The sequence below is a fragment of the Zobellia sp. 1_MG-2023 genome (assembly GCF_030549125.1).
Taxonomy (GTDB): Bacteria; Bacteroidota; Bacteroidia; order Flavobacteriales; family Flavobacteriaceae; genus Zobellia; species Zobellia russellii.
This window is the reverse complement of the sequence record NZ_JAUOSY010000011.1, coordinates 12,663-38,179: the sequence shown is the minus strand read 5'-3', so window position 1 is coordinate 38,179 and position 25,517 is coordinate 12,663. Positions and strand designations below refer to the sequence as shown.

24 protein-coding genes and 2 tRNA genes are annotated in these 25,517 nt (G+C 38.8%); 15 read left to right on the top strand and 11 right to left on the bottom strand.

Translation table 11 applies throughout. The annotated features are described in order from the left end of the window. Positions 1 to 35 precede the first annotated feature (35 nt). From Q4597_RS17645 to Q4597_RS17615, 7 genes are all read left to right on the top strand, one after another. The gene (locus Q4597_RS17645; RefSeq protein WP_215441839.1) at positions 36 to 1,274 is read left to right on the top strand and encodes a glycosyltransferase; all 1,239 of its coding nucleotides are present in this window, start codon (positions 36 to 38) and stop codon (positions 1,272 to 1,274) included. Between the two features lie 36 nt (positions 1,275 to 1,310). Next, positions 1,311 to 2,450 (top strand): response regulator, encoded by a 1,140-nt coding sequence (locus tag Q4597_RS17640; RefSeq protein ID WP_303407411.1) that lies wholly within the window; start codon positions 1,311 to 1,313, stop codon positions 2,448 to 2,450. Between the two features lie 159 nt (positions 2,451 to 2,609). After that, a complete protein-coding gene (locus Q4597_RS17635; RefSeq protein WP_303407410.1) occupies positions 2,610 to 3,173 on the top strand; it encodes a TetR/AcrR family transcriptional regulator in 564 nt (187 codons plus the stop codon). Positions 3,174 to 3,234: 61 nt separating this feature from the next. Next, positions 3,235 to 3,798: a carboxymuconolactone decarboxylase family protein gene (locus Q4597_RS17630; protein ID WP_303407409.1), complete on the top strand. Its 564-nt coding sequence runs from the start codon at positions 3,235 to 3,237 to the stop codon at positions 3,796 to 3,798. A 152-nt stretch (positions 3,799 to 3,950) separates the two neighbouring features. Beyond that, positions 3,951 to 4,259 carry an EthD family reductase gene (locus Q4597_RS17625; protein ID WP_303407408.1) on the top strand — a complete coding sequence of 103 codons (309 nt, stop codon included), beginning with the start codon at positions 3,951 to 3,953 and terminating at the stop codon, positions 4,257 to 4,259. A gap of 79 nt (positions 4,260 to 4,338) precedes the next feature. Next, complete coding sequence (locus tag Q4597_RS17620; protein ID WP_289063090.1) at positions 4,339 to 4,983, top strand: DsbA family oxidoreductase; 645 nt, start codon at positions 4,339 to 4,341, stop codon at positions 4,981 to 4,983. 276 nt (positions 4,984 to 5,259) lie between these two features. Continuing rightward, positions 5,260 to 7,221: a DUF5060 domain-containing protein gene (locus Q4597_RS17615; protein ID WP_303407407.1), complete on the top strand. Its 1,962-nt coding sequence runs from the start codon at positions 5,260 to 5,262 to the stop codon at positions 7,219 to 7,221. Positions 7,222 to 7,263: 42 nt separating this feature from the next. Here the strand turns inward: Q4597_RS17615 and Q4597_RS17610 are convergent, their stop codons facing one another. The 4 genes from Q4597_RS17610 to Q4597_RS17595 all read right to left on the bottom strand — a co-directional run bounded on the left by Q4597_RS17610 (position 7,264) and on the right by Q4597_RS17595 (position 10,163). Beyond that, positions 7,264 to 8,517, bottom strand: a complete 1,254-nt coding sequence (locus Q4597_RS17610; RefSeq protein WP_303407406.1) for a mechanosensitive ion channel family protein — start codon at positions 8,515 to 8,517, stop codon at positions 7,264 to 7,266. A gap of 142 nt (positions 8,518 to 8,659) precedes the next feature. Beyond that, complete coding sequence (locus Q4597_RS17605) at positions 8,660 to 9,508, bottom strand: universal stress protein (protein WP_303407405.1); 849 nt, start codon at positions 9,506 to 9,508, stop codon at positions 8,660 to 8,662. A gap of 409 nt (positions 9,509 to 9,917) precedes the next feature. Next, positions 9,918 to 9,990: transfer RNA gene (locus Q4597_RS17600), tRNA-Lys, on the bottom strand. A gap of 97 nt (positions 9,991 to 10,087) precedes the next feature. Next, positions 10,088 to 10,163 (bottom strand) — tRNA-Lys (locus Q4597_RS17595). Positions 10,164 to 10,302: 139 nt separating this feature from the next. Between Q4597_RS17595 and Q4597_RS17590 the strand changes: the two genes are divergently transcribed. Continuing rightward, positions 10,303 to 10,818, top strand: coding sequence for a shikimate kinase (locus tag Q4597_RS17590; RefSeq protein ID WP_303407404.1), 516 nt, complete (start codon positions 10,303 to 10,305; stop codon positions 10,816 to 10,818). On the opposite strand, the gene Q4597_RS17585 is transcribed toward Q4597_RS17590, so the two are convergent. After that, positions 10,810 to 11,307 (bottom strand): phosphoribosyltransferase family protein, encoded by a 498-nt coding sequence (locus Q4597_RS17585; protein ID WP_303407403.1) that lies wholly within the window; start codon positions 11,305 to 11,307, stop codon positions 10,810 to 10,812. The two genes, Q4597_RS17590 and Q4597_RS17585, sit on opposite strands and share 9 nt — an antisense overlap. 52 nt (positions 11,308 to 11,359) lie before the next feature. Then, positions 11,360 to 11,761 carry an RNA-binding S4 domain-containing protein gene (locus tag Q4597_RS17580; protein ID WP_215912744.1) on the bottom strand — a complete coding sequence of 134 codons (402 nt, stop codon included), beginning with the start codon at positions 11,759 to 11,761 and terminating at the stop codon, positions 11,360 to 11,362. A gap of 77 nt (positions 11,762 to 11,838) precedes the next feature. On the opposite strand from Q4597_RS17580, the gene Q4597_RS17575 reads away from it, so the two are divergent. Further along, complete coding sequence (locus tag Q4597_RS17575; RefSeq protein ID WP_303407402.1) at positions 11,839 to 12,690, top strand: FKBP-type peptidyl-prolyl cis-trans isomerase; 852 nt, start codon at positions 11,839 to 11,841, stop codon at positions 12,688 to 12,690. Between the two features lie 83 nt (positions 12,691 to 12,773). On the opposite strand, the gene Q4597_RS17570 is transcribed toward Q4597_RS17575, so the two are convergent. From Q4597_RS17570 to Q4597_RS17560, 3 genes are all read right to left on the bottom strand, one after another. Then, positions 12,774 to 13,367, bottom strand: a complete 594-nt coding sequence (locus tag Q4597_RS17570) for a porin family protein (RefSeq protein ID WP_303407401.1) — start codon at positions 13,365 to 13,367, stop codon at positions 12,774 to 12,776. A gap of 47 nt (positions 13,368 to 13,414) precedes the next feature. Beyond that, complete coding sequence (locus tag Q4597_RS17565) at positions 13,415 to 14,368, bottom strand: transketolase family protein (protein WP_215441858.1); 954 nt, start codon at positions 14,366 to 14,368, stop codon at positions 13,415 to 13,417. 63 nt (positions 14,369 to 14,431) lie between these two features. After that, positions 14,432 to 15,301 carry a transketolase gene (locus Q4597_RS17560; RefSeq protein ID WP_303407475.1) on the bottom strand — a complete coding sequence of 290 codons (870 nt, stop codon included), beginning with the start codon at positions 15,299 to 15,301 and terminating at the stop codon, positions 14,432 to 14,434. Between the two features lie 266 nt (positions 15,302 to 15,567). Here Q4597_RS17560 and tgt point away from each other — a divergent pair, with 266 nt between their 5' ends. The 6 genes from tgt (at position 15,568) to Q4597_RS17530 (ending at position 22,776) form a co-directional block, all read left to right on the top strand. Continuing rightward, positions 15,568 to 16,698, top strand: a complete 1,131-nt coding sequence (gene tgt, locus Q4597_RS17555; protein WP_215441860.1) for a tRNA guanosine(34) transglycosylase Tgt — start codon at positions 15,568 to 15,570, stop codon at positions 16,696 to 16,698. Then, positions 16,698 to 17,780 (top strand): LptF/LptG family permease, encoded by a 1,083-nt coding sequence (locus Q4597_RS17550; protein ID WP_303407400.1) that lies wholly within the window; start codon positions 16,698 to 16,700, stop codon positions 17,778 to 17,780. The genes tgt and Q4597_RS17550 overlap by 1 nt, the downstream gene beginning before the upstream one ends. A gap of 25 nt (positions 17,781 to 17,805) precedes the next feature. After that, positions 17,806 to 18,699 (top strand): DMT family transporter, encoded by an 894-nt coding sequence (locus Q4597_RS17545; protein ID WP_303407399.1) that lies wholly within the window; start codon positions 17,806 to 17,808, stop codon positions 18,697 to 18,699. Positions 18,700 to 18,744: 45 nt separating this feature from the next. Continuing rightward, positions 18,745 to 19,698, top strand: a complete 954-nt coding sequence (locus Q4597_RS17540; protein ID WP_215441863.1) for an acetyl-CoA carboxylase carboxyltransferase subunit alpha — start codon at positions 18,745 to 18,747, stop codon at positions 19,696 to 19,698. A gap of 155 nt (positions 19,699 to 19,853) precedes the next feature. Beyond that, positions 19,854 to 21,401: a replicative DNA helicase gene (gene dnaB / locus Q4597_RS17535; RefSeq protein ID WP_215441864.1), complete on the top strand. Its 1,548-nt coding sequence runs from the start codon at positions 19,854 to 19,856 to the stop codon at positions 21,399 to 21,401. Positions 21,402 to 21,510: 109 nt separating this feature from the next. Then, positions 21,511 to 22,776: an asparagine synthetase B gene (locus Q4597_RS17530; RefSeq protein WP_289063072.1), complete on the top strand. Its 1,266-nt coding sequence runs from the start codon at positions 21,511 to 21,513 to the stop codon at positions 22,774 to 22,776. A gap of 38 nt (positions 22,777 to 22,814) precedes the next feature. Here the strand turns inward: Q4597_RS17530 and Q4597_RS17525 are convergent, their stop codons facing one another. Together Q4597_RS17525 and Q4597_RS17520 are read right to left on the bottom strand one after the other, a co-directional pair. Further along, positions 22,815 to 25,010: a PepSY domain-containing protein gene (locus tag Q4597_RS17525; RefSeq protein ID WP_303407398.1), complete on the bottom strand. Its 2,196-nt coding sequence runs from the start codon at positions 25,008 to 25,010 to the stop codon at positions 22,815 to 22,817. 5 nt (positions 25,011 to 25,015) lie between these two features. After that, on the bottom strand, positions 25,016 to 25,513 hold the full coding sequence (locus tag Q4597_RS17520; RefSeq protein ID WP_303407397.1) for a DUF2271 domain-containing protein: 498 nt from the start codon (positions 25,511 to 25,513) through the stop codon (positions 25,016 to 25,018). Positions 25,514 to 25,517: the final 4 nt, after the last annotated feature.

Here is a 25,517-nt window from a genome sequence, read left to right as displayed (position 1 = left end):
TAATTAAATAGTCCCAAATCTATCAAACCTGTAGTATGAAACTAGCCATTGTAACTGCATATCCGCCCAGTAAGGTAACCTTAACGGAGTACGGATATTATCTTGTAAAGCATTTTAGATTACAAGAAGAAGTAACTGAAATCATTTTAATGACGGATAAGACCGAAGCTCCAAAGGATCTTTCTTTTGAAGGGGAAGGTTGTAAGATAACCGTTTCGGAATGCTGGGAGTTCAATAGCTATTCTAATTTACTTACAGTAAACAAAGCTATTAAAACCCATAAGCCAGATGCCGTACTTTATAATTTACAGTTCTTAAAATTTGGGGATAAAAAAATTCCTGCGGCTTTAGGTTTGATGTTGCCTTATGCAACCAAATTTAAAGGAATTCCTACCATATCATTATTACATAATATTTTAGAGCAGGTAGATTTGGATAGTGCCGGTTTTACCAAAAGCAAAATATTACAGAGCATATATGGTTTTATAGGTACGACCTTGACCAAGTTTGTTCTTGCATCGGATATTTTAGCCGTGACCATAAGCAAATACGTAACCATCCTTGAGAAGAAATATAAAGCAAAAAATATAGCATTAATTCCTCACGGCTCTTTTGAAACTCCACCAGAACCGGATTTTAATCTTCCAGCTGGACCAAAACAGGTAATGGCTTTCGGGAAGTTCGGGACCTACAAAAAGGTTGAGGTACTTATTGAGGCAATAGAGGTAATTCGTAATAGGAGCAATGAAGATATAGAAATTGTAATTGCCGGAACGGATAGTCCTAATACACCAGGCTACCTTAAGAAGATGGAAGAAATATACAGCCATGTACCGCAAATACGATTTACAGGCTATGTAGCCGAAGAGGACGTGCCCGTTATTTTTGGAGAAAGTGCGGTAGTGGTCTTCCCGTATACCTCTACCACAGGTAGTTCGGGTGTATTGCATCAAGCAGGAAGCTACGGGAAAGCAGTTGCTCTTCCTGATTTGGGAGACTTGAGCGTACTAGTTAAGGAAGAAGGGTATAGGGGCGAGTTCTTTTTACCCGAGGACAAAAATTCATTAGCGGACGCCATAGAAAAAATACTCACGGATGATGCCTATAGAACGGAGTTGGCCCAAACCAATTATGCGGCTGCATGTTCATTGCCTATGAGTACCATTACCCAAATGTATCTGGATTATTTTAAGGCTATTCAGGTTCAAAAATCCAAAGGGCAGATTATAGACGTTAACGCCATTGGACTAACCCACGAAAAAGTAAAAGCATAAAAAAAAGGTTCCCACTTCTTAATAAAATATACCACCATGAAAATATTAACCATAGACGACCAGCAATTGATTTTGCTTTCAGTTGAAAAGAGACTATTAGAATTAGGTTATGAGGTTAAAACGGCCAGTTCTGGAGAGCAGGGCATAGAAGTATTTGATAGTTTTCAGCCAGATTTAGTTTTGGTAGATATAAATATGCCGGGCATGTCAGGCCTTAGGGTAGTTGAGCATATAAGGATCGAAAAGAAATCCGAAACACCTATTCTGGTCATGTCAGGTAATACCGATGAAAAAATCATTGTAGATGGTTTTGATCTGGGAATAAATGACTACATGAAAAAGCCTGTGAGCCTAGACGAAATGGCGGCACGTATAAAACGAATTATTGGCGCTCCTGAGGTTGAAGAGAAAGCGTTTAAAAGTGATAATGCACGTATGCTTCAAAAGAATTGCGTGGGTGTAATAATTCCTTGTTATAATGAAGAAGACCGTTTGTCCGGTCCTGAATTTAAGGAGTTTGCGCATAAGAATTTAGGCTATCATTTATGCTTTGTAAATGATGGAAGTACAGATAGAACTTTAGAGGTACTTCATGAACTACGCAAAGGGCATGAATCCAATATAAGCGTTTATGATTGTGAGAAGAACGGTGGTAAGGCCGAAGCGGTACGACAGGGAATTTTGCACATGATAAAAGATGAACAGTTAGATTACCTAGGGTATTTGGATGCCGATCTTTCAACTGATTTTAGAGATTTTGATGATTTAGTAAAAACCATTGAAAACTCGGATTTTAAAATTGTAAGTGGTTCCAGAATCAGTAGAATGGGGGCGAACATCACCAAGGAGTCGGCTCGTAAAATTATAAGCATGACCATCAATATGATCATACAGACTATTCTTGGTATGCCGTTTAAGGACACCCAATGTGGAGCCAAAATAATGGACCGTGAGATAGCTTCTACCATGTTCAACAAAAAATTTATTACCAAATGGCTTTTTGATGTGGAGATTTTTATGCGCATGAGAAAACACTATGGTAAAGAAGAAGCAAAACGCGTTATTTGTGAGCAACCATTAAAACGATGGATTCATGCAGACGGTTCTAAACTTTCTATGAAGGATTCAGTTAAAATTGTTGGCCAACTCGCCAAGATTGCTGTATCGTACAGATAATTCAATATATTCCTTAATTAGTAGACAGTTCAAAATTTTAATTCATGGGGCTATGAATTAAAGGTTTGAGCTGTTTTTTTTATCCCTAAAGCTAAAGTATTCTTAATTTTTTGTTCGTTTCAAAGCAAGTGCTTAGTTTTGTATCGTAGTTTAGAAATAATGGCTAGAAAAAAAAAATATAACGAAGATGAAGTAATAGAAAAGGCCACTGCTCTTTTTTGGAGAAATGGTTATGAGGCTACTACGGTTCGTATGCTTGAAAAGGAAATGGGGATTAACCAATTTTCTATTTACTCTAGCTTTGGGAATAAGCAAGGGGTTTTTGTTGAAAGCATTAATGCCTACCGGAAACGTGTACGCGTCATAACGGATAAACTTTCTAAGTCTAATAATGGTAAGGAAGGTATTAAGCAATATTTTTATGATTTCTTGGAGTTTGCAAAAGAAGATGGGAAGAATAAGGGATGTTTGGTAACCAATACCGTAAATGAAATTAACGCAGATGCAGATCCAGTAATTAGGGAGCAGTTAATTGAATTTGCCAATAGCATCAAGCAACTATTTGTAGATAATCTTTTGCAAGAAGAAGAAAACACTCAAGAAGAAGCTATTAGGCAGTCAAATTATTTAATGAATACTTTGTTGGGTTTGTCAGTTTCATCAAAAGTTTTCGACCAAAACCAAATCAATGATACGATTGAAATAACGTTTTTGAATATTTAAAAATTTTTTAACCCTAAACTAAGCATTTGCTTAGAAATATAAATAAATTAAAATTAGAACTATGAGTACATTAACGATTCACACTTTAGAAACCGCACCGGAAGATAGCAAGCCATTATTGGAAAAATCAATAAAGGCGTATGGTAATATACCTAATCTACATGGCGTATTGGCCTCGGCACCCGGTCTTTTGGAAGCATACCAATCTATACACGAGCTTTTTGTAAACTCTTCATTTGATAATGATGAACTTACTGTAGTATGGCAAACCATTAACGTGGAGCACGAATGTCATTATTGTGTACCGGCACATACCGCAATCGCAAAAATGATGAAGGTAGATGATGCTATTACGGAAGCGCTAAGAAACGGAACTCAATTGCCATCCGAAAAGTTACAGGTACTTCATGAGACTACCCTTAAAATTGTTCGCAATAGAGGGTATATTGACCCTAAAGATGTTAAAGCATTTTATGCAGCGGGTTATGATGAAAGACAATTGTTGGAAATCATTTTGGGACTTTCTCAAAAAGTAATTAGTAACTATGTGAACCACATTGCAGAAACTCCAGTTGACGCTGCGTTCGAGAAATTTGCTTGGAAAAAGGAAAACGAAGTTGCCTAATGTAAGCTAATGAAGCTTGATGGCAACATATAAACCTTCCGTTTTATGCGGGAGGTTTATTTTTTCATTTATAAATAAGGATTGAACACACAATGCTTATCAATTTTTTCGCATAGATGGTCTATTCATCAACTTTTTTAAAAAAAAGTACTATGATAAAGTTAACCGTAATGTACCCGAACAGTGAAGATTTAGAGTTCGATAAAGAATATTACACAACAAAACACAGTCAATTATTGGAGGACTTAATGGGGGATGCCATTAAGGGGTTGGATATTAATTTTGGAATTACCGGAGCAACCCCAGCGGATAAAGCCCCATACGCGGTTATTGCGAATTTACTTTTTGACTCGTTAGAATCCTTCCAAGAATCGTTCGGTTCCAATGCAGAAAAGATTTTAAGCGATTTACCTAATTTTACAAATGCTAAACCTCAAGTTCAAATTAGTAAGGTTGTATAGGCAAAATCGTCTTAGATAGAGAGTTTGCCAAACGCGTTTGGCAAATTGTTTATTGGTTAAAAATGATATGATATAAGTTATGGCAGAAAAGATAAAGATAGATTTGGTTTCGGATGTGGTTTGTCCTTGGTGTGTAATTGGTTACAAGCGTTTAGAACGTGCTATTTCCGAGTTGGGTGTTGAGGATAAAATCGAGTTGGAATGGCAACCCTTCGAATTAAACCCGAATATGCCTGCAGAAGGACAAAATGTTCAAGAACATATTGCCGAAAAATATGGTTCATCTCTTGAGGAACAAAAATTGTCTCAGGAACGTATGACGGAATTTGGTGAAGATTTAGGTTTTACATTCGATTATTTTGATGAAATGAGAATGGCCAATACCCGAGATGCACATGTTCTGTTGGAATACGCTCATGAAAAAGGAAAGCAGACCGAACTTAAGATGCGTTTGGTTTCCGCATTTTTTAGCGAAAGAAAGAATGTGTCCGATAGAGAAGTTCTAGCTCAAGAATTGAAAGCCGTTGGCTTAAATGTGGAAGAAGCAATGTCCCGTTTAGATGATGATACCGCCCGTTACGAGGTAGCTTCCAAGGAACAGTATTGGCAGGGGCTTGGCGTATCTTCTGTGCCTACTTTTGTGTTTGATAAAAAGAGCGCACTTACAGGTGCACAACCCGTAGAAACGTTTAAGAAGGTACTTGCAGACCTTATAGAAAAATAGACCGGAACCTGGTATATAAAATTATGAGTTACTTATAAACGAATACCTGTTTGGTATGAAAGCCATAAACTAATTTTAGTTTATGGCTTTTTTTAGTGAGCGATTTAAAGAAATAGGGTTGGAGAAATGAATTTCTTATTCTATTTTCGGACTTGCGGTAAAATATGCTGTACTGTCTTTAGGCGGATCAATGGGCAATAAAATGCCTTTTGAATATAAGATTCCCTAAAGTGTTCGGTTCAAAAACCAATCTGCTTAATTAATCAACCTATGTCAATGAAAATACATTCACTCTCCAGAACACGTTTTTCAGTATTAAAGTGCATCATTATGTTGGCACTGCTTGTATTTTTTATAGTATCAAGCTGTAATGTGTCCAAAACCGGAACGGACAATTCAAATAGCGCATCAGAACCGGTAGCAACAGAAGTATCAACTGTAGACTCAAATACCGCCCAAACCAATAACACTACAATATCTAGTGGAATTTACCGGCAATGGCACACGGTAGAAATAGATTTTGAAGGTCCTAAAACTTCGGAGGATGCAGAAGACAATCCGTTTTTAAATTATCGTCTAGAGGTGGTTTTTACAAATGCACAGACCAGCTATAAAATTAGAGGGTTTTATGCGGCAGATGGGAATGCTTCGGAGACTAGCTCAAAAAAAGGAAATATTTGGAGGGTACGTTTTTCACCGGATTTGCTGGGAGATTGGAGTTATTCCGCAAAATTGTACCACAAAGACAGCATCGCCATTCAGGAAAACGTGTCAGAAGCAAAAGAGGTGTCTATTTCAAATGCCAAAGGCATTTTTAAAGTAATTGAATCCGATAAAGAAGGGGTGGATTTCAGGGCAAATGGTAGGCTTGTGGTCTCCAAGGGCTACTACAAATTTAAAAATACGGACACCTATTGGTTAAAAGTAGGGGCCAACAGTCCAGAAAATCTGCTAGGCTACGTAGATTTTGATGGTACGTATAGGATAGCTTCTTCTAACGATGAAGGAGAGGCGAGCACTACAGATGAAATACATTCCTATCCATCTCACATAACTGACTGGAAAGCGGGAGACCCAACGTGGAAGGACGGTAAAGGAAAAGCTTTGATTGGGGCGTTAAATTACCTTGCAGATACAGGAATGAATACCGTTTATTTCTTAACCATGAATATCCTTGGTGATGGAAAAGACGTATGGCCATATACAAAACCGGAGGAGCTTAGCCGTTTTGATGTGAGCAAACTGGAGCAATGGGAAATTGTTTTTCACCATATGCAATCAAAGGGGTTGATGCTTCACGTTGTACTACAAGAAACAGAGAATGAAACGCTATTGGATAATGGAGAAACCGGGCCAATGCGAAAGCTTTATTTAAGCGAGTTGATAGCCCGTTTTGGCCACCATTTGGGCCTTACTTGGAACTTGGGAGAAGAAAATGGACCTGCGGAATGGTCGCCTTTGGGCCAGAACGATGCGCAAAGAAAAGCTATGGCCAAATTTATTAAGGAGACAGACCCTTACAATCATCCGCTGTTGTTACATACGCATGCTCATGCCCCTTTGAGAAGCGAAATTCTAGACTCTATTGTGGGCTATAGATATGTAGATGGGCTCTCATTACAGCAAGACGAAAGAAAGCATGCTGCTAATGTTGTTGAAGAATGGAGGACGAAATCTAAGGAAACGGGCCATGAATGGATGATTACCATGGATGAGATAGGGAAATGGTTTCAGGGTGCTGTTTTGGATAGTGAAGATCCAACCCATGAAACTTTACGAAAATACGTGCTTTGGGGAAGTTTACTTTCTGGTGGAGCTGGAGTGGAGTGGTACTTTGGAGCCAAGCATCCGCACAACGATCTTACTTCAGAAGATTGGCGCCAGCGGGATAGACTTTGGAAAATATCAAATCATGCACGTTCGTTCTTTCAAGAAAACCTGCCGTATTGGAACATGCAGCCACAGCACGATTTGGTCAATATAGATGAGGCGTATTGTTTCAGGGAAAAAGGTAAGGTCTATGCGGCATTCCTTCCCCAAGTAAAAGAGGCTACGATCAACCTTTCTGAGGAATCAGGAGAGTTTGAGGTTTTTTGGTTTGACCCTTTAAATGGAGGAGAACTTCAAAAAGGCTCTATCCCGATTGTTGCCGGAGGTGCTGTTAGAACTCTCGGAAATCCGCCGGCTACATCCGGGTTAGTACATGAAGACTGGGTGGCTCTTTTAAAGAAGATGTAACCGTCGTCCGGTCAGTCTAGTTTTAATTTTAGTAATGGAGGCTTAATTAGCTGTTGGCACATTCAAGGAAGTGGGAAGCTCAAAAACCTCTAAATTGAAATAGGGCAATGCGGCCAAGAGGTGGTCAAAAATATCGGCCATGATATACTCGTAATTTTCCCAGCGCTTATCCGCACTAAAAGCATATATTTCCAAAGGAATACCTTGTGCTGTTGGTGCTAGTTGGCGTACCATTAAGGTCATACCCTTATTTACGGCGGAATGGTTTTGAAGATAATCATTTACGTATTTACGGAATACACCGATATTGGTCAGGTTCCTGCCGTTTATAGCTAGATTTTTATCTATTTTATTGGTGGTGTTGTATGAGTTGATTTGCTCATTCTGATTGATAAGATAAGGCTGTATAAGCTGAATTTTTTCAAGTGATTCCATATCCTCATCGGTTAGAAAACGTATGCTTTTTTGACTGATGATCAAAGCTCTTTTAATGCGTCTTCCACCCGAAACTTCCATACCTCTCCAGTTTTTAAAAGAATCGGAAATAAGGGAATAGGTAGGAATGGTGGTAATGGTCTTATCAAAATTCTGGACTTTTACGGTGGCCAAGGTAATTTCTATAACGTCGCCGTCTGCACCAAATTTTTCAAAGGTAATCCAGTCACCAATACGCACCATATCGTTTATACTAACCTGTATACTGGCAACCAGACCTAAAATGGAATCTTTGAATATCAGAAGAATAACGGCCGAGCCTGCACCAAGTGCCGTGAAAAACTTCCAGATGAGAACATCCGTAATTATAGCAAATATGGTTAAGATACCAATGAACCAGGCAAAAATCATAAAAACCTGAATGTAACTGTCCATGGGTTTATCTCTAAACCTAGGCTTGGTCTTTAAGTAATCATTGGTACTTGTAAAGAGACTTTTGACAATTAAAATCGTTAGGATAACAAATAGAATCTGCAGCAATTTAAGCGCCAGTTGGCCCACATAGTCAAAATGGAAAAATGCAAAAGGAATAAACTCGAACAGAATTAGCAAAGGAATTATGTGGGCTACGTAACGAGGTACTTTATTGATAACAAGAAAGTTGTCAAAGTTGGTTTTTGACTTTCGGGCAAACCTTAAAGAGATGTAGCGTAAAACGCGCCAAATAATTAGGTCTAAGAACCAGGCTAGGATAAGTGCCGCCACCAGTACTATTCCTAAATTTAGGTATGATGCTAGGCTGTCGCTCATTCCTGTTTTTAATAGGTAATCGTATAGTAATCTGTGTAAACCTTCTTCCATGGATTTTATGCTCTTTATTGCCGGTGCAAAATTACATCAAAGAAGGAATAAAGAACGGATAAAAGGGGGAATAATTGATGGGTTTAGAAAAGTGGTAGACAGATGTAAATCTGCTCTTATAAGGTAGTTTAACAGACGTGTTCTACCTATCATTTAATGCGAGTACGGGTATATTTTCAAAATAGCCTAATTTGCCCAATGTATGTTTTCCAAAACCTAGCCTCTCCCAAAACGTTCGTTTTTTATTAACGTAACTTACCATGTTACTTTTTCTAATTTTAACGAAACAGTTTAATGCAATATCCATTTTTGCATTATGTACTATGTTGAAGCCAAGGTCTATATCTTCAAAATATTTGATAAGCATTATTTTATTCTCTTTTTGCTTAGGATTTAAAGTAGCATCGCTTTCTAAACTGAGTACTTGAATACTGGATTTGTTCAATTTTGCTATTTCAGCCAATTGCTTAACATCAAAAAAATTGAAATCGGTTTTAAAGTCCGTAGCAAGAACGATTTCTTTTGGATGATTAAAGATTGCATTTCGTGGCACCACTAAAACAGGACATTTTCTAACGCTTTCTATTACAGAGAGTGTGGTTTTTCCGTATTTTCCAGTTCGCTTGTTTGTCATGCCTTTGGCCCCCATGATGACCATGTTTATATGCAGAGATTTAATAATATCATCTATGGCATCTAATAGCAGTGTGGAACGAGAAAGAACATGAAAGGCATGTTTGGGGTTTTTATCCTCAAAAGTCAAGTGAGTTAAAATAGCTCCTAAACCTTGTTTTGAACGTTTTTCGGAGAGTTTATTAAAAGCATCGTCCGGGTCTAGACGGTTGAGGCTATCAAGGCCATATCTATCTTGGGAATAGATGTTGAGAATATAAAAATCGCATTTTTCATGCGCATATAGTTTTATGGCATATTCAATTGCGTTCAAAGAATTTTTTGAAAAATCTGTTGGTAATAGAAGCTTTTTCCCCATGATCATAATTTTTTAATTGTTTTCCTCAATCCAAGATGAGTAGGTCTTGGATCTCACAAACTTCTGTTTACGGTATTTAGATGTACTAAGACCTTATGGTTTTCATAGATTAGTATGAAGTATGGGGAACAAGTACATTCTTTTCTATGATACCTAAAGAATAATAAGCAAAGAGCGTGCCTTTGTATTTTATTTTTTTCTTTAAACAATTGATTACAAGTGAATTATATTGTTTTCTTAACGAATGACCATATAACCGAGTGAGGAAAATTTACCCGGTTGATTCATTATAGGCCAATGGATAGTTGGACCTTTCTAAAGGGGTAAGATTAAAATTTATGGGTTTAACTGTAAAAACCTCGTAAATCCATGATTTACGAGGTTTTTACTTTAGGTTTTTCCCAAATTGTGACCTGGCTGGGGCTCGAACCCAGGACCCTCTCCTTAAAAGGGAGATGCTCTACCAACTGAGCTACCAGGTCATAATGTCAAAAACTAATGTGTGTATTTTTCTAAAAAAACGGCTCACATGATTAAATAAAAAAGCCTCTTTATTTGTTCAAGAGGCTGTTATTTAATTGGTGACCTGGCTGGGGCTCGAACCCAGGACCCTCTCCTTAAAAGGGAGATGCTCTACCAACTGAGCTACCAGGTCAATAACAAATAAGGATTGATTCCCTCAATGCGGGTGCAAATATAAGTCGATTACTTTATTTTCCAAGCCCTTTTTGAGATAAATTTATTTTTTTTTGAAAACCCCTAGAAATAAGCCACTTTTACATTAAAATAAAATTGTGAAAATAGTATTGTTGGGTTATATGGGTAGTGGCAAGAGCACAATTGGCAAGTTGCTATCCAAAGAAAGAGGTTTAGAATTTATAGATTTAGATAACTACATTGAGGAAGCAGAGCAAATGTCCGTGCCCGATATTTTCAAAACTAAAGGCGAACTTTATTTTAGAAAAAAGGAATATGCGTATCTAAATGAAGTACTTGCCCAAATGGACAATTTTGTGTTATCCTTAGGAGGTGGTACCCCGTGTTATGGTAATAATATGCAAGCAGTTCTGGATGCTACAAAAAATGCTATTTATCTAAAGGTATCTATAGCTGAACTTGTTAATCGTCTTTTAAAGGAAAAGGACCAACGTCCGTTAATAATGAATATACCGGAAGATGAATTACCGGAGTTTATTGGTAAGCACCTTTTTGAAAGAAGTTATTTCTATAACCAAACAGATAAGGTCATTAGTTCGGACGGAAAAAATCCAGAGGAAATTGTGGCCGAAATGGGAGCCTTATTAGTCTAGGTAGACCATGTCATTTTTAGCCTGAAACAGTACGTGTACATGCTCTTGCAGTGAGGTAGATAAGGAAATACCTTTATAATCTGCCTTCACAGGATATTTTTTATGGTTTCTATTTACTAGAACAGCTGTCTTAAGTTGTTTTACCGGTGTTTTTAGAAAATGATGAACACCGTAAATAAGGGTAGTACCGGAGTTAAGCACATCATCTACCAACACAATGGATTTATCTGTGTATTCCGACTCTGGAATAGAAGTCTGTACGCCACTTTGTAATGGATTTTCTTTGTCCATCATAACCTTGCAAAGTGTTATTTCGGCATCGGTTACTTCTTTGAGTACCCGTTGCAATTTTTTGGCAAAATTCAGTCCTCCACCATCTATACCGGCAATAATAATTTCTTTTTCCTCAACATTGGCCTCGTATATCTGATAAGCTATACGCTCTATTTTATGCTGTATTTGCTGGTGGGTAAGTATTTTGTTCTCCATAAACGGGTATTTTCAATTCAAAGATAGCCAACGCTATGCAAATTCACTCTTTTTATTCGGTGCTTTTAAAATCTTCAGGAGCTTGGTTCGGGTCTTCCAAATACTCCTCAATATCACGACGGTCTTTTTTAGTAGGTCTTCCGGTTCCTTTCTTGCGGTAATGTTCTTTGGCCTGCTTAAGAAGTTCGTTATGTTCAAAAGCTTCTTTAGGAGTCGTATCCGTACGGTAAATATCAACCAATTTGGCGCCCACTCTGCTTTTAGGAATGTCCAGAACCGTTAGTTGTAGGTTAATTTGTTCCTTCCTCACTATAATTTTATCCATTGGGTACACTTCTCGAGAAGGTTTCGCCACTTGGTCATTAATTCTTACCTGACCTTTTTTACAGGCCGTAGAGGCAATGTTTCGGGTCTTAAAATAACGGGTACTCCACAAGTACTTATCAATTCGCATAACTATTAAAAATCTTTGTTAAGGCTCTCTACAAAAATAAGGGAAAATTGTATCTTGCCGCCTGTAAAAATGAATTGATGAATTTGAATCGAATAGTTGCCTTATCGGCGTTAGTGGTTGTACTGTACTCTTGTAATAATGATGATGGAGGTGTAACGATTGAACCACCAAGACCGTTAAGTGAAGTTTTAAGTGAAGATGAAGCGGAGATTCAAGAATATCTTAAAACGCATTATTACAATTATGCCGAGTTTGAAAACCCCGCTGAGGATTTTGATTTTAAAATTGAAATAAAGGAAATAGGTGAGGGTGATTCTGATAAAACACCTCTTTTGGACCAAGTGGTTCCTATTGAAGTAAACGTACCTTCTACACATTTCTTGATTTCTGGGGAAGAAACGAATACAAAACACACGTTGTACTATTTGGAAGCTCGGGAGGGTGTGGGTGATGCTTTAAGCGTGGCCGATTCTGCTTTTGTACGCTACAGTGGAAATCTTATTGATGGTACTGTCTTTGACGATAATAATGAAAATGATCCAGTATGGTTTGATTTGGCAAGTTTACAAGCGCCGGCAACACCCACTGTTTCAGGTACTCCTGCTAGGGGTTTTTCTGAGGGAGCGGCACTTTTAAAAGGAGGAGCACCTGCGGAGATTAATGATGATGGTACGTATTCTGTAAACGGATATGGTGTTGGAATGATAATTTTTCCATCTGGTTTGGGTTATTTCAATATAGCAAGAGGTAGTATACCTGCCTACAGCCCATTAATTTTTAAGATGGATATGTTTGCGGTAAATCAGTCAGACCATGATGGTGATGGTATTCCGTCTATTGAAGAGGACACGAACAAAGACGGTTACTTGTTCAACGATGATGCCGATGGAGATGGTATTCCTGATTATCTAGATGCCGATACAAACTAAGAAGTAAAATTATTTACTACCTATAAATAAAAAGAAAGCCCGAAACATTTGTTTCTGGCTTTCTTTTTATAATAACAGTTTCCTTATAACGTCAAAGATAAACTAACGATCAACTGGTCTGGGCGCGCATCTACACGACTAGGGCCTAAGTTGGTAATGTTCGTATTGATAAAGGTAGCCTCGTTGCTGTTAAAACCTCTTTCGTACCTAATATCAATTCCCAGCTTTCCTAAATCTACACCGGCGCCTATATTGGCTCCTACGCTAAAATCATTTTCAATATCATCTATTGAGATACCATCAAACTCGGTATCAAGAATATACTGAAACGAAGGACCTGCAAATACATGCAGCGGACCTAAAATTTTTGCGCCTACCAGTAAGGGCATGTCCAACTTACTTATGTCCAACTTATCACCGCTATAATCAGACTTGGTTTTGGTGTACATTAACTCAGGTCTAAAATAGATGCGATTAACGCCTATTTTAGTGAAAAGACCTAAGTGGTAACCCATGTTTCGGTCTGGATCTCTGGCCGCATCACCAATAGATTCAAAATAATCTCCGTTGGCGCTATAGTTAAGACCGGCCTTAACGCCAATTTCAACTAAATCTTTTTGTGAAAATGCAGCAATGCTTATCAAAGCAAAAACTGCCGTAAGGAGTGTTTTTCTCATATGTTCTCGTTTTTAATACCACAACAGTATCAAAAACGATACCATTGTTATTTCCTTTTCAATACCTTTAAAACGGCCTTTTCAATAGCTTTATTGTTTAAACCGTACTTCTCCATAAGCTGTTCAGGAGTACCACTTTCACCAAAAGTATCTTGGGTTGCAACAAACTCTTGAGGCGTAGGATTATGAATACTAAGGGTTCTAGCAACACTCTCTCCAAGTCCGCCTAAGAAATTGTGCTCTTCAGCAGATACAACACAACCTGTTTTTTTAACGGATTTTAACAGAGCTTCCTCGTCAAAAGGCTTAATCGTATGGAAATTGATAACCTCTGCAGAAATACCTTGCTCTTCCAATTTCTCAGCAGCGATCAACGCTTCCCAAACTAAATGTCCTGTAGCAACGATGGTAACATCTGTACCTTCGCTAAGCATAAGTGCTTTTCCAATTTCGAACTTCTGGTCAACCGGAGTAAAGTTGGCCACTTTTGGTCTACCAAAACGTAGGTAAACAGGTCCTTCATGCTCGGCAATGGCCAAGGTAGCTGCTTTTGTCTGGTTGTAATCACACGGGTTGATAACGGTCATGCCCGGAAGCATTTTCATCATACCTATGTCTTCTAGAATCTGGTGGGTAGCACCATCTTCACCAAGGGTTACACCGGCATGGGAAGCACATATTTTTACGTTCTTACCAGAATAGGCAATAGACTGGCGAATTTGGTCATAAACCCTTCCTGTAGCAAAGTTGGCAAATGTACTTGCAAAAGGAATTTTACCACCAATGGTAAGGCCTGCAGCAATACCCATCATGTTAGCTTCGGCAATACCTACTTGAAAGAATCTTTCTGGATTCTCATCAATAAAAGGTTGAATTTTTAGCGATCCAATTAAATCGGCACAAAGGGCTACAACATTAGGGTTGGTTCTTCCCAATTCCGTCATGGCAGCTCCGTAGCCACTTCTAGTATCGTTTTTTCCTTGATCTATATATTTTGTCATTGTGTTTCGTTTTTGTCGTTTCCGTAAAACGGAAAACTAAAATTTTAAGATAGTTGCGGAATTTTAATAGTCACCTAAAGTTTCAGGATTTTGACCCAAAGCGCTCTCTAGTTGCTCATCACTTGGCGCTTTACCGTGCCATGCGTGCGTGTGCATCATAAAGTCTACACCATTACCCATCATTGTATCCAAAATGATACATACAGGTTTTCCTTTTCCGGTTCTGCTTTTGGCTTCGTTAAGACCGTTAACTATAGCTTCAAGATTATTTCCTTCAGCAACCTCAATAACATCCCAACCAAAAACTTCAAATTTTTCTTTTAGGTTTCCTAGCGGAAGGATTTCTTCCGTAGGTCCATCTATTTGCTGTCCGTTTCTGTCAATAGTAGAAATTAGGTTGTCTACTTTGTTTCCTGCGGCATACATGATCGCTTCCCAGTTTTGACCTTCTTGAAGTTCGCCATCACCGTGAAGGCTGTATACCAATTTATCGTCTCCGTTTAATTTTTTACCTAAAGCGGCACCAATTGCTACGGACATACCTTGGCCCAATGAACCTGAAGCTACACGAACGCCGGGAAGACCTTCATGAGTGGTTGGGTGACCTTGCAGACGGGAGTCCAATAAACGAAAAGTGTTCAACTCTTCTACCGGGAAATATCCTTTTCTGGCCAAAACACTGTAAAATACAGGAGATATGTGTCCGTTGGAAAGGAAGAAAAGATCTTCGTCCTTACCGTCCATATCAAAACCTTCTTTAAGGTCCATTACCTCATTATAAAGTGCTACCAAAAATTCAGTACAGCCCAAAGAACCCCCTGGGTGACCTGAATTTACTTTATGTACCATACGTAGAATGTCCCTTCGGGTCTGTACTACGATATCTTGTAGTTCGTCTAATTTTGCCATTTGTAAATGTTCGTTTTTAGTAATTTTCAAATGTAATCGCAATCTTTTGGGAATACAAATAGGACCTTGTTTATTTTTGCCCTCAAATCAAAAAAAGAGTGACAAAAGCAACAGATGCCAATATTTTGAACAATAAGGGGTTGTTTGACCAAAAAGCCCATAATTGAGGAGTGCCTGCCGATCCAAAAGTATAGTTATGACCTAGGACTATTTGGTAGATGCAAACTTTATTTTTTCGTTAAGCCTTTTATGCTAGGCAGTTGTTTATCTTTGCGTCCATAAATACAATTTTGAAGTTTACATTACACCACACAGACCCAAAAAGTAAAGCTCGTGCCGGAACTATGGTTACCGATCACGGAGTAATAGAAACCCCTATATTCATGCCGGTTGGTACGGTTGCATCCGTAAAAAGTGTGCATCAAAGGGAGCTAAAGGAGGAGATTAACCCAGATATTATTCTTGGGAATACATACCACCTTTTTCTTCGGCCTAAAACCGAAATATTAAAGAAAGCTGGCGGACTCCATAAATTTATGGGGTGGGATAGGAATATTCTAACTGATAGTGGAGGATACCAAGTATACTCACTTTCCGGAAACCGAAAAATAAAAGAGGAAGGGGTAAAGTTTAAATCGCATATAGACGGTTCTACACACCTTTTTACACCGGAAAACGTAATGGAAATACAGCGTGTGATCGGGGCCGATATTATCATGGCCTTTGATGAATGCACACCTTACCCCTGTGATTACCGGTATGCAGAACGTTCTATGCACATGACACATAGATGGTTGGAGCGTTGTATTGCGCACTTAAAGAAAACACCTTTTGAGTACGATTATTCTCAAACGTTCTTTCCTATTGTACAAGGTTCTACCTATAAAGATTTAAGAAAACGCTCTGCGGAGTACATTGCCGGCGTTGGTGCCGAAGGTAATGCCATAGGCGGTCTATCCGTTGGGGAACCTGCGGAAGAAATGTATGGTATGACCGAGGTGGTCTGTGAAATTTTACCGGAAGACAAACCTAGGTATTTAATGGGGGTAGGTACGCCTATTAATATTTTGGAGAACATAGCCTTAGGAATTGATATGTTTGATTGTGTGATGCCTACGCGAAACGCTAGAAACGGAATGTTGTTTACCGCTCATGGCACGATAAATATTAAGAACAAAAAGTGGGAAGATGATTTTTCTCCGGTAGATGAAATGGGAATTACCTTTGTAGACCTAGAGTATTCAAAGGCCTATTTGCGTCATTTGTTCGTAGCTAAGGAGTATTTGGGCAAACAAATAGCCACTATTCACAACCTAGGATTTTATCTTTGGTTGGTTCGTGAAGCTCGAAAGCATATTTTAGCAGGAGATTTTACGGAATGGAAAGACCGTATGGTTAAACAAATGGATAAACGATTGTAGTGCTTACCATATTAGATAAATATATACTTAAGCGATATTTGGTCACTTTCTCGGTGATGATCTTGCTATTTATTCCTATTGGGATCATGGCGCATTTGGCCGAGCAAATTGGAAAAATGCAAGCCAATGAAGCTCCGTTGGATGAAATACTCGTCTATTTTGGAAACTTTACTATCTATATAGGAAGTCTTCTATTTCCTATTTTCCTCTTTCTGTCTATAATTTTCTTTACCTCTAAATTGGCGGGAAATACGGAAATTGTGGCCATTCTTAGTTCAGGTGTATCGTACTCTAGATTCTTGCGCCCCTATATTATTGGAGCCTCTATTATTGCGGTAATTATGTTTGTTATGGGTATGTTTATAGTACCTAATGCTAGCAAGGGTTTTAACGAGTTTAAATACAAGTATCTTAAGAAAGGAAAGCAGGACCGGGTTACCAATAATATTTTTACACAGTTAAACGCCAATGATTTTATTTATGTGAGCAGTTTTGATCCTGCCAGACAGATTGGATACAACTTTACTTTTGAAAGGTTTAACGAAGAAAATGAGTTGGAGTTCAAAATATCGGCGGCCAATATCAGATATGTAGATAAGGATAGTGTGTACCGTTTAACTACCTATAAAAAACGAAAGATTCTCAATAATACGGCTTTGGTGGAAACCAAGCGTCGTTTAGATACCCTTTTCTCTTTTCAAATTGGAGACCTTACCCCGGTGTCCTATGCCGCGGAAACCAAGAATATTTTTGAACTGAACCGGTTTATAAAGGACCAAAGGTTAAAAGGGGCATCCAACATCAATACCTATATCTTGGTAAAGTATAAAAGATGGGCTCTGCCCATTACAGCTTTTATATTAACGATAATCGCTGTAGCTGTGTCGTCCGTAAAGAGGCGTGGAGGTATGGGGGTTAACCTTGCCTTTGGAATTATAGTGGCCTTTGTCTTTGTTTTCTTTGATAAAGTTTTTGGTACCCTTGCGGAGCAGTCTGGCTTTTCGCCTTTATTGGCAGTACTTATACCCAATATGATTTTTGGAGTGCTGGCCGTAGTTTTACTGCAAAAGGCAAAGCGGTAACGCGTTTTCGTTTAAATAGGCTTTTATGGGGGCTCAGCTAAAAAATTACCTGCACTTACATCTTATTGTTTTTATTTGGGGCTTTACGGCAGTACTGGGTAAACTTATTACGTTAGAGGCTATGCCTTTGGTATGGTACCGGATGCTTATCGCCTCAATATTTATCTTGATCTATGTTATAGCCAAGAAATACTCCTTAAAGGTTTCGAAGGGTATGTTTTGGGCGCTCATAGGAGCGGGAATAGTAATTGCGCTACACTGGGTGACTTTCTTTTTGGCCATTAAGGTATCCAATATATCCATTGCGTTGGCCACGATTTCTACGGGTGCTTTTTTTACGGCGATACTTGAGCCCTTTTGGTACAAGCGGAAGATGATTTGGTATGAAATTGTTTTTGGTATCGTTGTTATGCTTGGGCTGTACCTGATTTTTAAGGTAGATACGGAGTATCTGTACGGTATAGTTTTAGCCTTAATATCCGCGTTTTTGTCGGCGTTTTTCTCATTGATCAACGGGAAGCTCATACAAAAGGAAAGGCCTTCTGTAATTTCTTTTTACGAATTGGTAAGTGGGGTGGGGCTGTTGACTTTATTTTTGGCGTTTCAAGGAAGGTTTAATGCAGAGTTTTTTAGTCTATCGCAAAACGACTTGCTCTATCTGTTTATACTTGCATCAATTTGTACTGCCTACGCCTTTATAGCATCGGTTAAGATTTTGAAATATATAAGTCCGTATACGGTAATGCTCACAATAAATTTGGAGCCTATTTATGGAATAATTCTGGCGTTTATTATTTTTGGCGAGTCGGAGAAAATGAACCCCCTATTTTATTTTGGTGGAGGCATCATCCTATTGACGGTCATTGCCAACGGAATACTGAAAAATAAGAGAAGGTTTAAAAAACCCTTCAGGACATAAGCTTAAAATCCTATATTTGCCTATCAAACTAAACCTATTACACTAATGGAATATCTCGATTTTGAACTCCCTATAAAAGAGCTTGAAGACCAGCTGGATAAATGCATGATTATTGGGGAGGAAAGCGAAGTAGATGTGTCGGAGACCTGTAAGCAGATTGAAAAGAAGTTAGCCGATACCCGAAAAGAAATATATAAAAACCTTACCGCATGGCAACGCGTACAGTTGTCCAGGCACCCTAATAGACCTTATACTTTAGACTACATCAACGCTATTTGTGGCGATACATTTTTGGAACTTCACGGTGATAGGAATGTAAAGGATGATAAGGCTATGATTGGTGGTTTAGGTAAAATTGGTGATCAGAGCTTTATGTTCATTGGTCAGCAAAAAGGGTACAATACAAAAACTAGGCAGTACCGGAATTTTGGTATGGCCAATCCGGAAGGTTACCGCAAAGCTTTACGATTAATGAAATCTGCGGAGAAATTTAATGTTCCTGTAGTATGTTTCATAGATACCCCAGGTGGTGCCGCTGGTATTGAAGCGGAAGAACGTGGTCAAGGAGAGGCAATTGCCCGTAATATTCTTGAGATGACTCGCCTTAAAGTACCTATTATAGTGGTTATCATTGGAGAGGGAGCTTCCGGTGGAGCTTTGGGCATAGGAGTAGGAGACAAGGTATTGATGTTGGAAAACACATGGTACTCCGTAATATCCCCAGAATCCTGTTCTTCTATTCTATGGAGAAGCTGGGAGTATAAAGAAGTAGCTGCAGAAGCGTTGAAACTTACGGCTACAGATATGAAAAAATTAAAGTTGATCGATGAAATCGTGCGCGAACCGGCAGGTGGTGCCCACGCAAATCGGGAAAAAACTTTTGAGGTGGTAAAAAACAAAATATTGACTCAATTTGAGGCTTTAGAAAAGTTATCCCCAAAAGAATTGGTCAATACCCGAATGGAAAAATACGCCCAAATGGGTGTTTTTAACGGTTAACGGACACTTTTATCAAGCTGACTAAAATCTGAGAAAGACTTTTCTCAGATTTTTTTTGTTATCAACATAAAATTGTAACTTATTAACAGTATAATGTTCATTACCTGTTAACTTTACTTCGCTTTATTTTTTAGTTAATTGCATAATTTCGTGAAATGGAAAAAATTAATCCGGTCGTAGCCCGTAAAATAGATAAATCTACCCTAATCAATTTAGAGCGTGGTAAAATTCCGCCACAATCAGTTGATTTAGAGGAGGTTGTTCTTGGTGCGATGATGATTGATAAAAAGGGGGTAGATGAAGTAATAGATATCCTACATCCTGATGTTTTCTATAAAGATGCCCATCGTTTTATCTATGAAGCGATTTTTAAGCTGTTCGAAAGTTCCGAACCAGTGGATTTATTAACGGTTTCGTCACAATTAAAGCGAGACGGACGATTGGATGCCGTAGGAGGGGATTTTTACCTTATAAAACTCACTCAAAAAGTGGCTTCATCTGCCCACATTGAGTTCCATGCACGTATTATTCTTCAAAAGTATATTCAGCGTAGCTTAATAAAAATATCCAACGAAATCATTGAAGAGGCTTATGATGAATCTACGGACGTTTTTGACCTTTTGGATAGTGCGGAATCTAAATTGTACGACGTAACTCAAGGGAATCTTAAACGATCTGCGGAGACAGCTATGGATTTGGTAATCCAAGCCAAGAAAAAGATTGAGGAAATTTCCAATAAAGAGGGGATGAGCGGTATTGCTACCGGCTTTGATAAATTGGATAAATTAACCTCTGGATGGCAGCCCAGTGATTTAATTATTGTTGCGGCGCGTCCTGGTATGGGTAAAACGGCATTAACCTTATCTATGGCGCGTAATATTGCGGTAGATGGTGGGCAGGGTGTTGCTTTCTTTTCCTGTGAGATGTCATCTGTACAGCTTATTACCCGTTTGATTTCTTCGGAAACCGGACTGTCGTCCGAAAAATTAAGGACCGGTAAACTGGAAAAACACGAGTGGGAACAATTGAACGTAAAGGTAAAAGCGTTGGAGAAAGCCCCATTGTTTATAGATGATACACCGTCCTTATCCATTTTTGATTTACGTGCAAAGGCCAGACGTTTGGCCTCGCAGCATGACATTAAGATTATTATCATTGACTACTTGCAGTTAATGACCGCCGGTGGAACCGGTAAAGGGGGTAACCGTGAACAGGAGATTTCTACAATTTCGCGTAACCTTAAGGCCCTGGCAAAGGAATTGAATATTCCTGTAATTGCACTTTCTCAGCTGTCTCGTGCCGTTGAAACCCGTGGCGGTAGTAAAAGACCTTTACTTTCGGATTTACGTGAATCTGGTGCGATTGAGCAGGATGCGGATATTGTATCGTTCATTTTCCGTCCGGAGTATTATAAAATTGATGAGTGGGATGACGAAGAAAGAAGCCCAACCCAAGGTCAAGCAGAGTTTATTGTAGCAAAACACCGTAATGGTGGTCTTGAGAACATTCGTCTGAAATTTATCGGTAACCTTGGTAAGTTTGATAACTTGGATGATTTTGATTCTCCGTTTGAGTTTCAATCCAAAATGAACGAAAATGAGGATAATCCATTTATCACAAAGAACTTGCCGGATGCCAACCAAGCATTTGGTAGTTCTATGAATGATTTAAGTGCGGATGAGGATAGCGATGTTCCTTTCTAAAACAATATAACTAAGCAAAATCCAGCAGTTTTCAAATAGCTTTAACTTTGTGTGCCTTAAAAAGCGAGGTTTTTCAAGTATCTTTAGAAAAAATCTAAGTGCTAGAAACATGGTGAAATCGTTCTTGTCAATTTTTTTCATACTTGTTGGGGTTCTACAACTTTCGGCATCTTCCATTTTAATACCTATGGATGCCGAGAGCCAGAGAGATCATCTAAAGGCTTACGGAATTACCTATTGGGTGCTAAGTAAACAACAAAAGGTACAGTGGCTTTTAAACTATAGGGGAGGGTCCTTTTTATTGCCGGATGGAGATGCTATCCGAAAGGAATGTCAAATACGTGGGGTTTCCTTTGAAATTTTATCGGATGGCCAGACACAAGGTATACTGGAAGAAATTAGTAGTCCTTCCAAAAATCAAGATGCCGTAATTCTTGAAAAGGCCCCGAAAATCGCCGTTTATTCCCCAAAAGGAAACCAACCTTGGGACGATGCCGTTACCATGGTTTTGACTTATGCCGAGATTCCTTATGTTACCGTTTATGATGATGAGGTATTGGGAGATAAATTAGCCCTTTATGATTGGTTGCACCTGCACCACGAAGATTTTACCGGTCAGTATGGAAAGTTCTATGGCGCATACCGTGCCGCCCCTTGGTATATAGAACAAAAAAAGGAAGCTGAAGCAATGGCTGCGGAGCACGGTTTTTCTAAAGTTTCGGAGGAGAAAGGTGCGGTAGCGCAAAAAATTAGGAAATATGTCATTGGTGGAGGGTTCATGTTCGCCATGTGTTCGGCTACGGATAGTTTTGATATAGCGCTTTCCGCGGAAGGAGTGGATATTTGCGAGCCCATGTTTGATAATGACCCCAGTGATGCCAACTACCAAAGTAAGCTGGATTATAATAAAACTTTTGCCTTCACGGACTTTACTTTAGAGCGAAACCCACTTAAATACGAGTTTTCTTCCATAGACATGACCAGCAAACGGGGCAACGTTCCCAAAGAATCCGATTATTTTTCGTTAATGGATTTTTCCGCCAAATGGGATGCTGTGCCTACTATGCTTTGCCAGAACCATACGGCTTTGGTAAAAGGTTTTATGGGGCAGACCACCGCCTTTAACAGAGATGAGGTAAAACCCACGGTAATGGTGTTGGGAGAAAATAAACTAAATGGAGAGGCACGATATATTCACGGGGTTAAAGGAAAGGGCTTTTTTACGTTTTATGGCGGTCATGACCCGGAAGACTACCAGCATAGGGTAGGGGATCCCAAAACGGAATTGGAGCTGCACCCCAATTCTCCGGGGTATCGTCTAATTTTGAATAATGTTTTGTTTCCTGCGGCACGTAAAAAGAAGCAGAAAACTTAATGCGATAACCTGTTATTCAAGCTTAATGTTTCACTTGTCTAATAACAGTCCATTTTAATTTGCTTTCGGTTTTGATAATGGCTAAGGTCCTTACCTAAATATGCGTTGCTCAATTCCTGTAGTTCTTGTAGCACTTCTTTTTGCATGGCTATGGAACCACAGATCATAATGCATCCCTTATTTTTCAAAACCTCTAAAAATAATTCTTGGTCTTGTTTAATTAGGTGCTGAACATATATTTTATCGGCTTGCTGGCGAGAATAGGCGGTTTTAAAATTGGTCAACTTGCCTTCTTGCAAAGCCGTTTCAATATAATCTTTATAAAGATGGAAGGCATCTTTGGTACGTGCTCCCCAGTACAAGTGAATTTCCTTTCTTTTTATATTCTCCTGTATCATTCCTAAAAAAGGACCTATACCCGTTCCGGTTGCTATAAATACTGTTTTTTTAGAGTTTTTAGGAAAATGGAAATTTCTGTTGTTTACTACCGTGGCGTTCAGTTTTTGTCCATCTTCCAGTTGATGCAAGTAATTGGAACATAGTCCTTTTTCGTGCCTCCGAATGCTGATTACAAGGGTGTCCGTATTTACTTTACCAATTGAATATAAACGCTCTCGAGCTCCATCGGCGGGTACGACCGATAATAAATCCCCCGAAACTGGTTTTGACCCGTTCAAATTTTTAAGGCTCAATAAGAAGGTATCGTCTTCAGGTAGCTCCGCTTTATGAATGACTTTAAAAGTGGAGGCAGGTTTTGAACTGGTAACCAGTTTTGGTTTTTTCAGTTGAACAGGCAATCCCATTTGGTTGGCCCAAACCGAACACCAATTGTTGAAAGACTCAAAAGATTGGTCGTTAACCGTAAAGACCTCTTGTAGAGCAGTACTGTTATTTAACCCTTTTAAAGCTTCATGAGTTTCATAAGCAAACTGGCAAAAATTGGGATAGGCAGTAGATCCAAAGCCCACTACGCTAAAAACAAAAGCCTGTTTCTGGGGATTCTTTTTAACCAATTGTATAAAATTCTCTGCGGATGCCGGTGCTTCTCCTTGTCCGTATGTTGCCGTAATGACAATTAAATGCTCCATTTTCTTGAAATGGGTGTATTGGTTCATTAATGCTAAATGACTTTTTTTACCTGATTTCAAAATTTGTTTATGTAACTCTTGAGCAAATTGAAGCGTGGTACCCCCTTCGGTGCCTAGCAAAACCACATATTCACTTTCATTTTTTGAATGCTCATTTTTGATCTTGGTTTTAGGCCTTTTAAAATAAACGATAAAGCCGGTAACCGTTAAAAACGGAATGGCTAGACTTCCCAAGCCAAGTACGATGGACCATAGAATGCTTCCTTCTCCGGTGTGTAATACCGTAGCCCAAGAAGACATGACCTGTACGGTGGGATATTTTTCTTCGGCTAAGATATCTCCGGTAACTTGGTTGAGATATAATTCCCTATCTCTTAAGCGGATGATGTAGTAATCCTCTACGAACTCGGAAAAAGGGTATTCCAGTTCACGTAGTTCGGAAAGAGAGGTAGTTTTAAAAAAGTCAAATTCCGTGTACTTTTTAAAAGGTTCTTCTTGGATAGCATCAAAATCTACTTGTAATGAAACTTTGGAATCCGGAATAATATCAAACCGAAGAAGTGAAAGATATACGCCCGTAATGGCTAGCACTAATAACGGAAGTAAAGAAAATCTGGCGTATACAACGTGATGGTATTGTGAAAAATTTTCACGAACAACGGGAGCAAAGAATTTCTTGTATCCTCCTTGTCTCTTGGCAATTAGAACAATACCCGAAATGCTGATGAGAATTAGTAAAAACGAGGCGAATCCGATTAGAAAACGCCCCGTAGATTTTAGAAATAACGATCGGTGTAGGTTGGTAGCAAACTGGAAAAGAGGTTTTTTTTGAATAAGATTGCCCAATTTTTCACCAGTAAATGGATCAATATAGAATTCTTCATTCTTTCCATCTAAGATAACCGTAATGCTTACAAAACCATTTCGGTCTCGTTTTACCGCAAGTACTTCTTCATATTTTGTATTGATATGCTTTAGGGTTTCCGACAAAGAAAGTTTATCTGCGTTGGAAACACTGTAGGGTTCAATTTTGTTGGAAATTGGTTCTACAGCTAGAATAACACCGGTAACCGATGCAATCAAAAGAAAAACAGAAGAGGCAATGGCAAAAAGCAAATGGCTATACCTCCATACCGATACAATCATAAAAATTATCTGTTTGGTACCATTCTAATATAACGGATGTAACCTTTACCGTCTACTTTCTCTTTTATAGTTGCCGAATTCAAGTCTATCTCTGCATCTATGGCGTAATATTCCTGATTTTCTACAGCAGACTCAAAGCGAACTTTGTAACCGGCATCAATATGCGAGGCGTCAAAGCCTAAAGAAATGATGTTTCTTTCGCCGTTACCAATGGTAGCGCCCGAAATGGCATCGACGTTTTCCTTGGAACCGTCACTGAACTCCCACCAGTTTTTCAAATCCGGGAACCACTCTTTATCATCTCCTTGAACGTAAAGCGTCTTCTCATATTTTCCTTCAGGATTTATCAATGAAACCACTACATAAGCTTTCTCACCTGTATAGTTGGTCATTTGAATCATACATTTGTAACTTACTTCAGGTTCTTTTACAAAAGAAGATAATACAAAGAATGCAGAAGCCAAACAAAGGGCACCAACCGTCTTAACAATTATATTTTTCATGTAC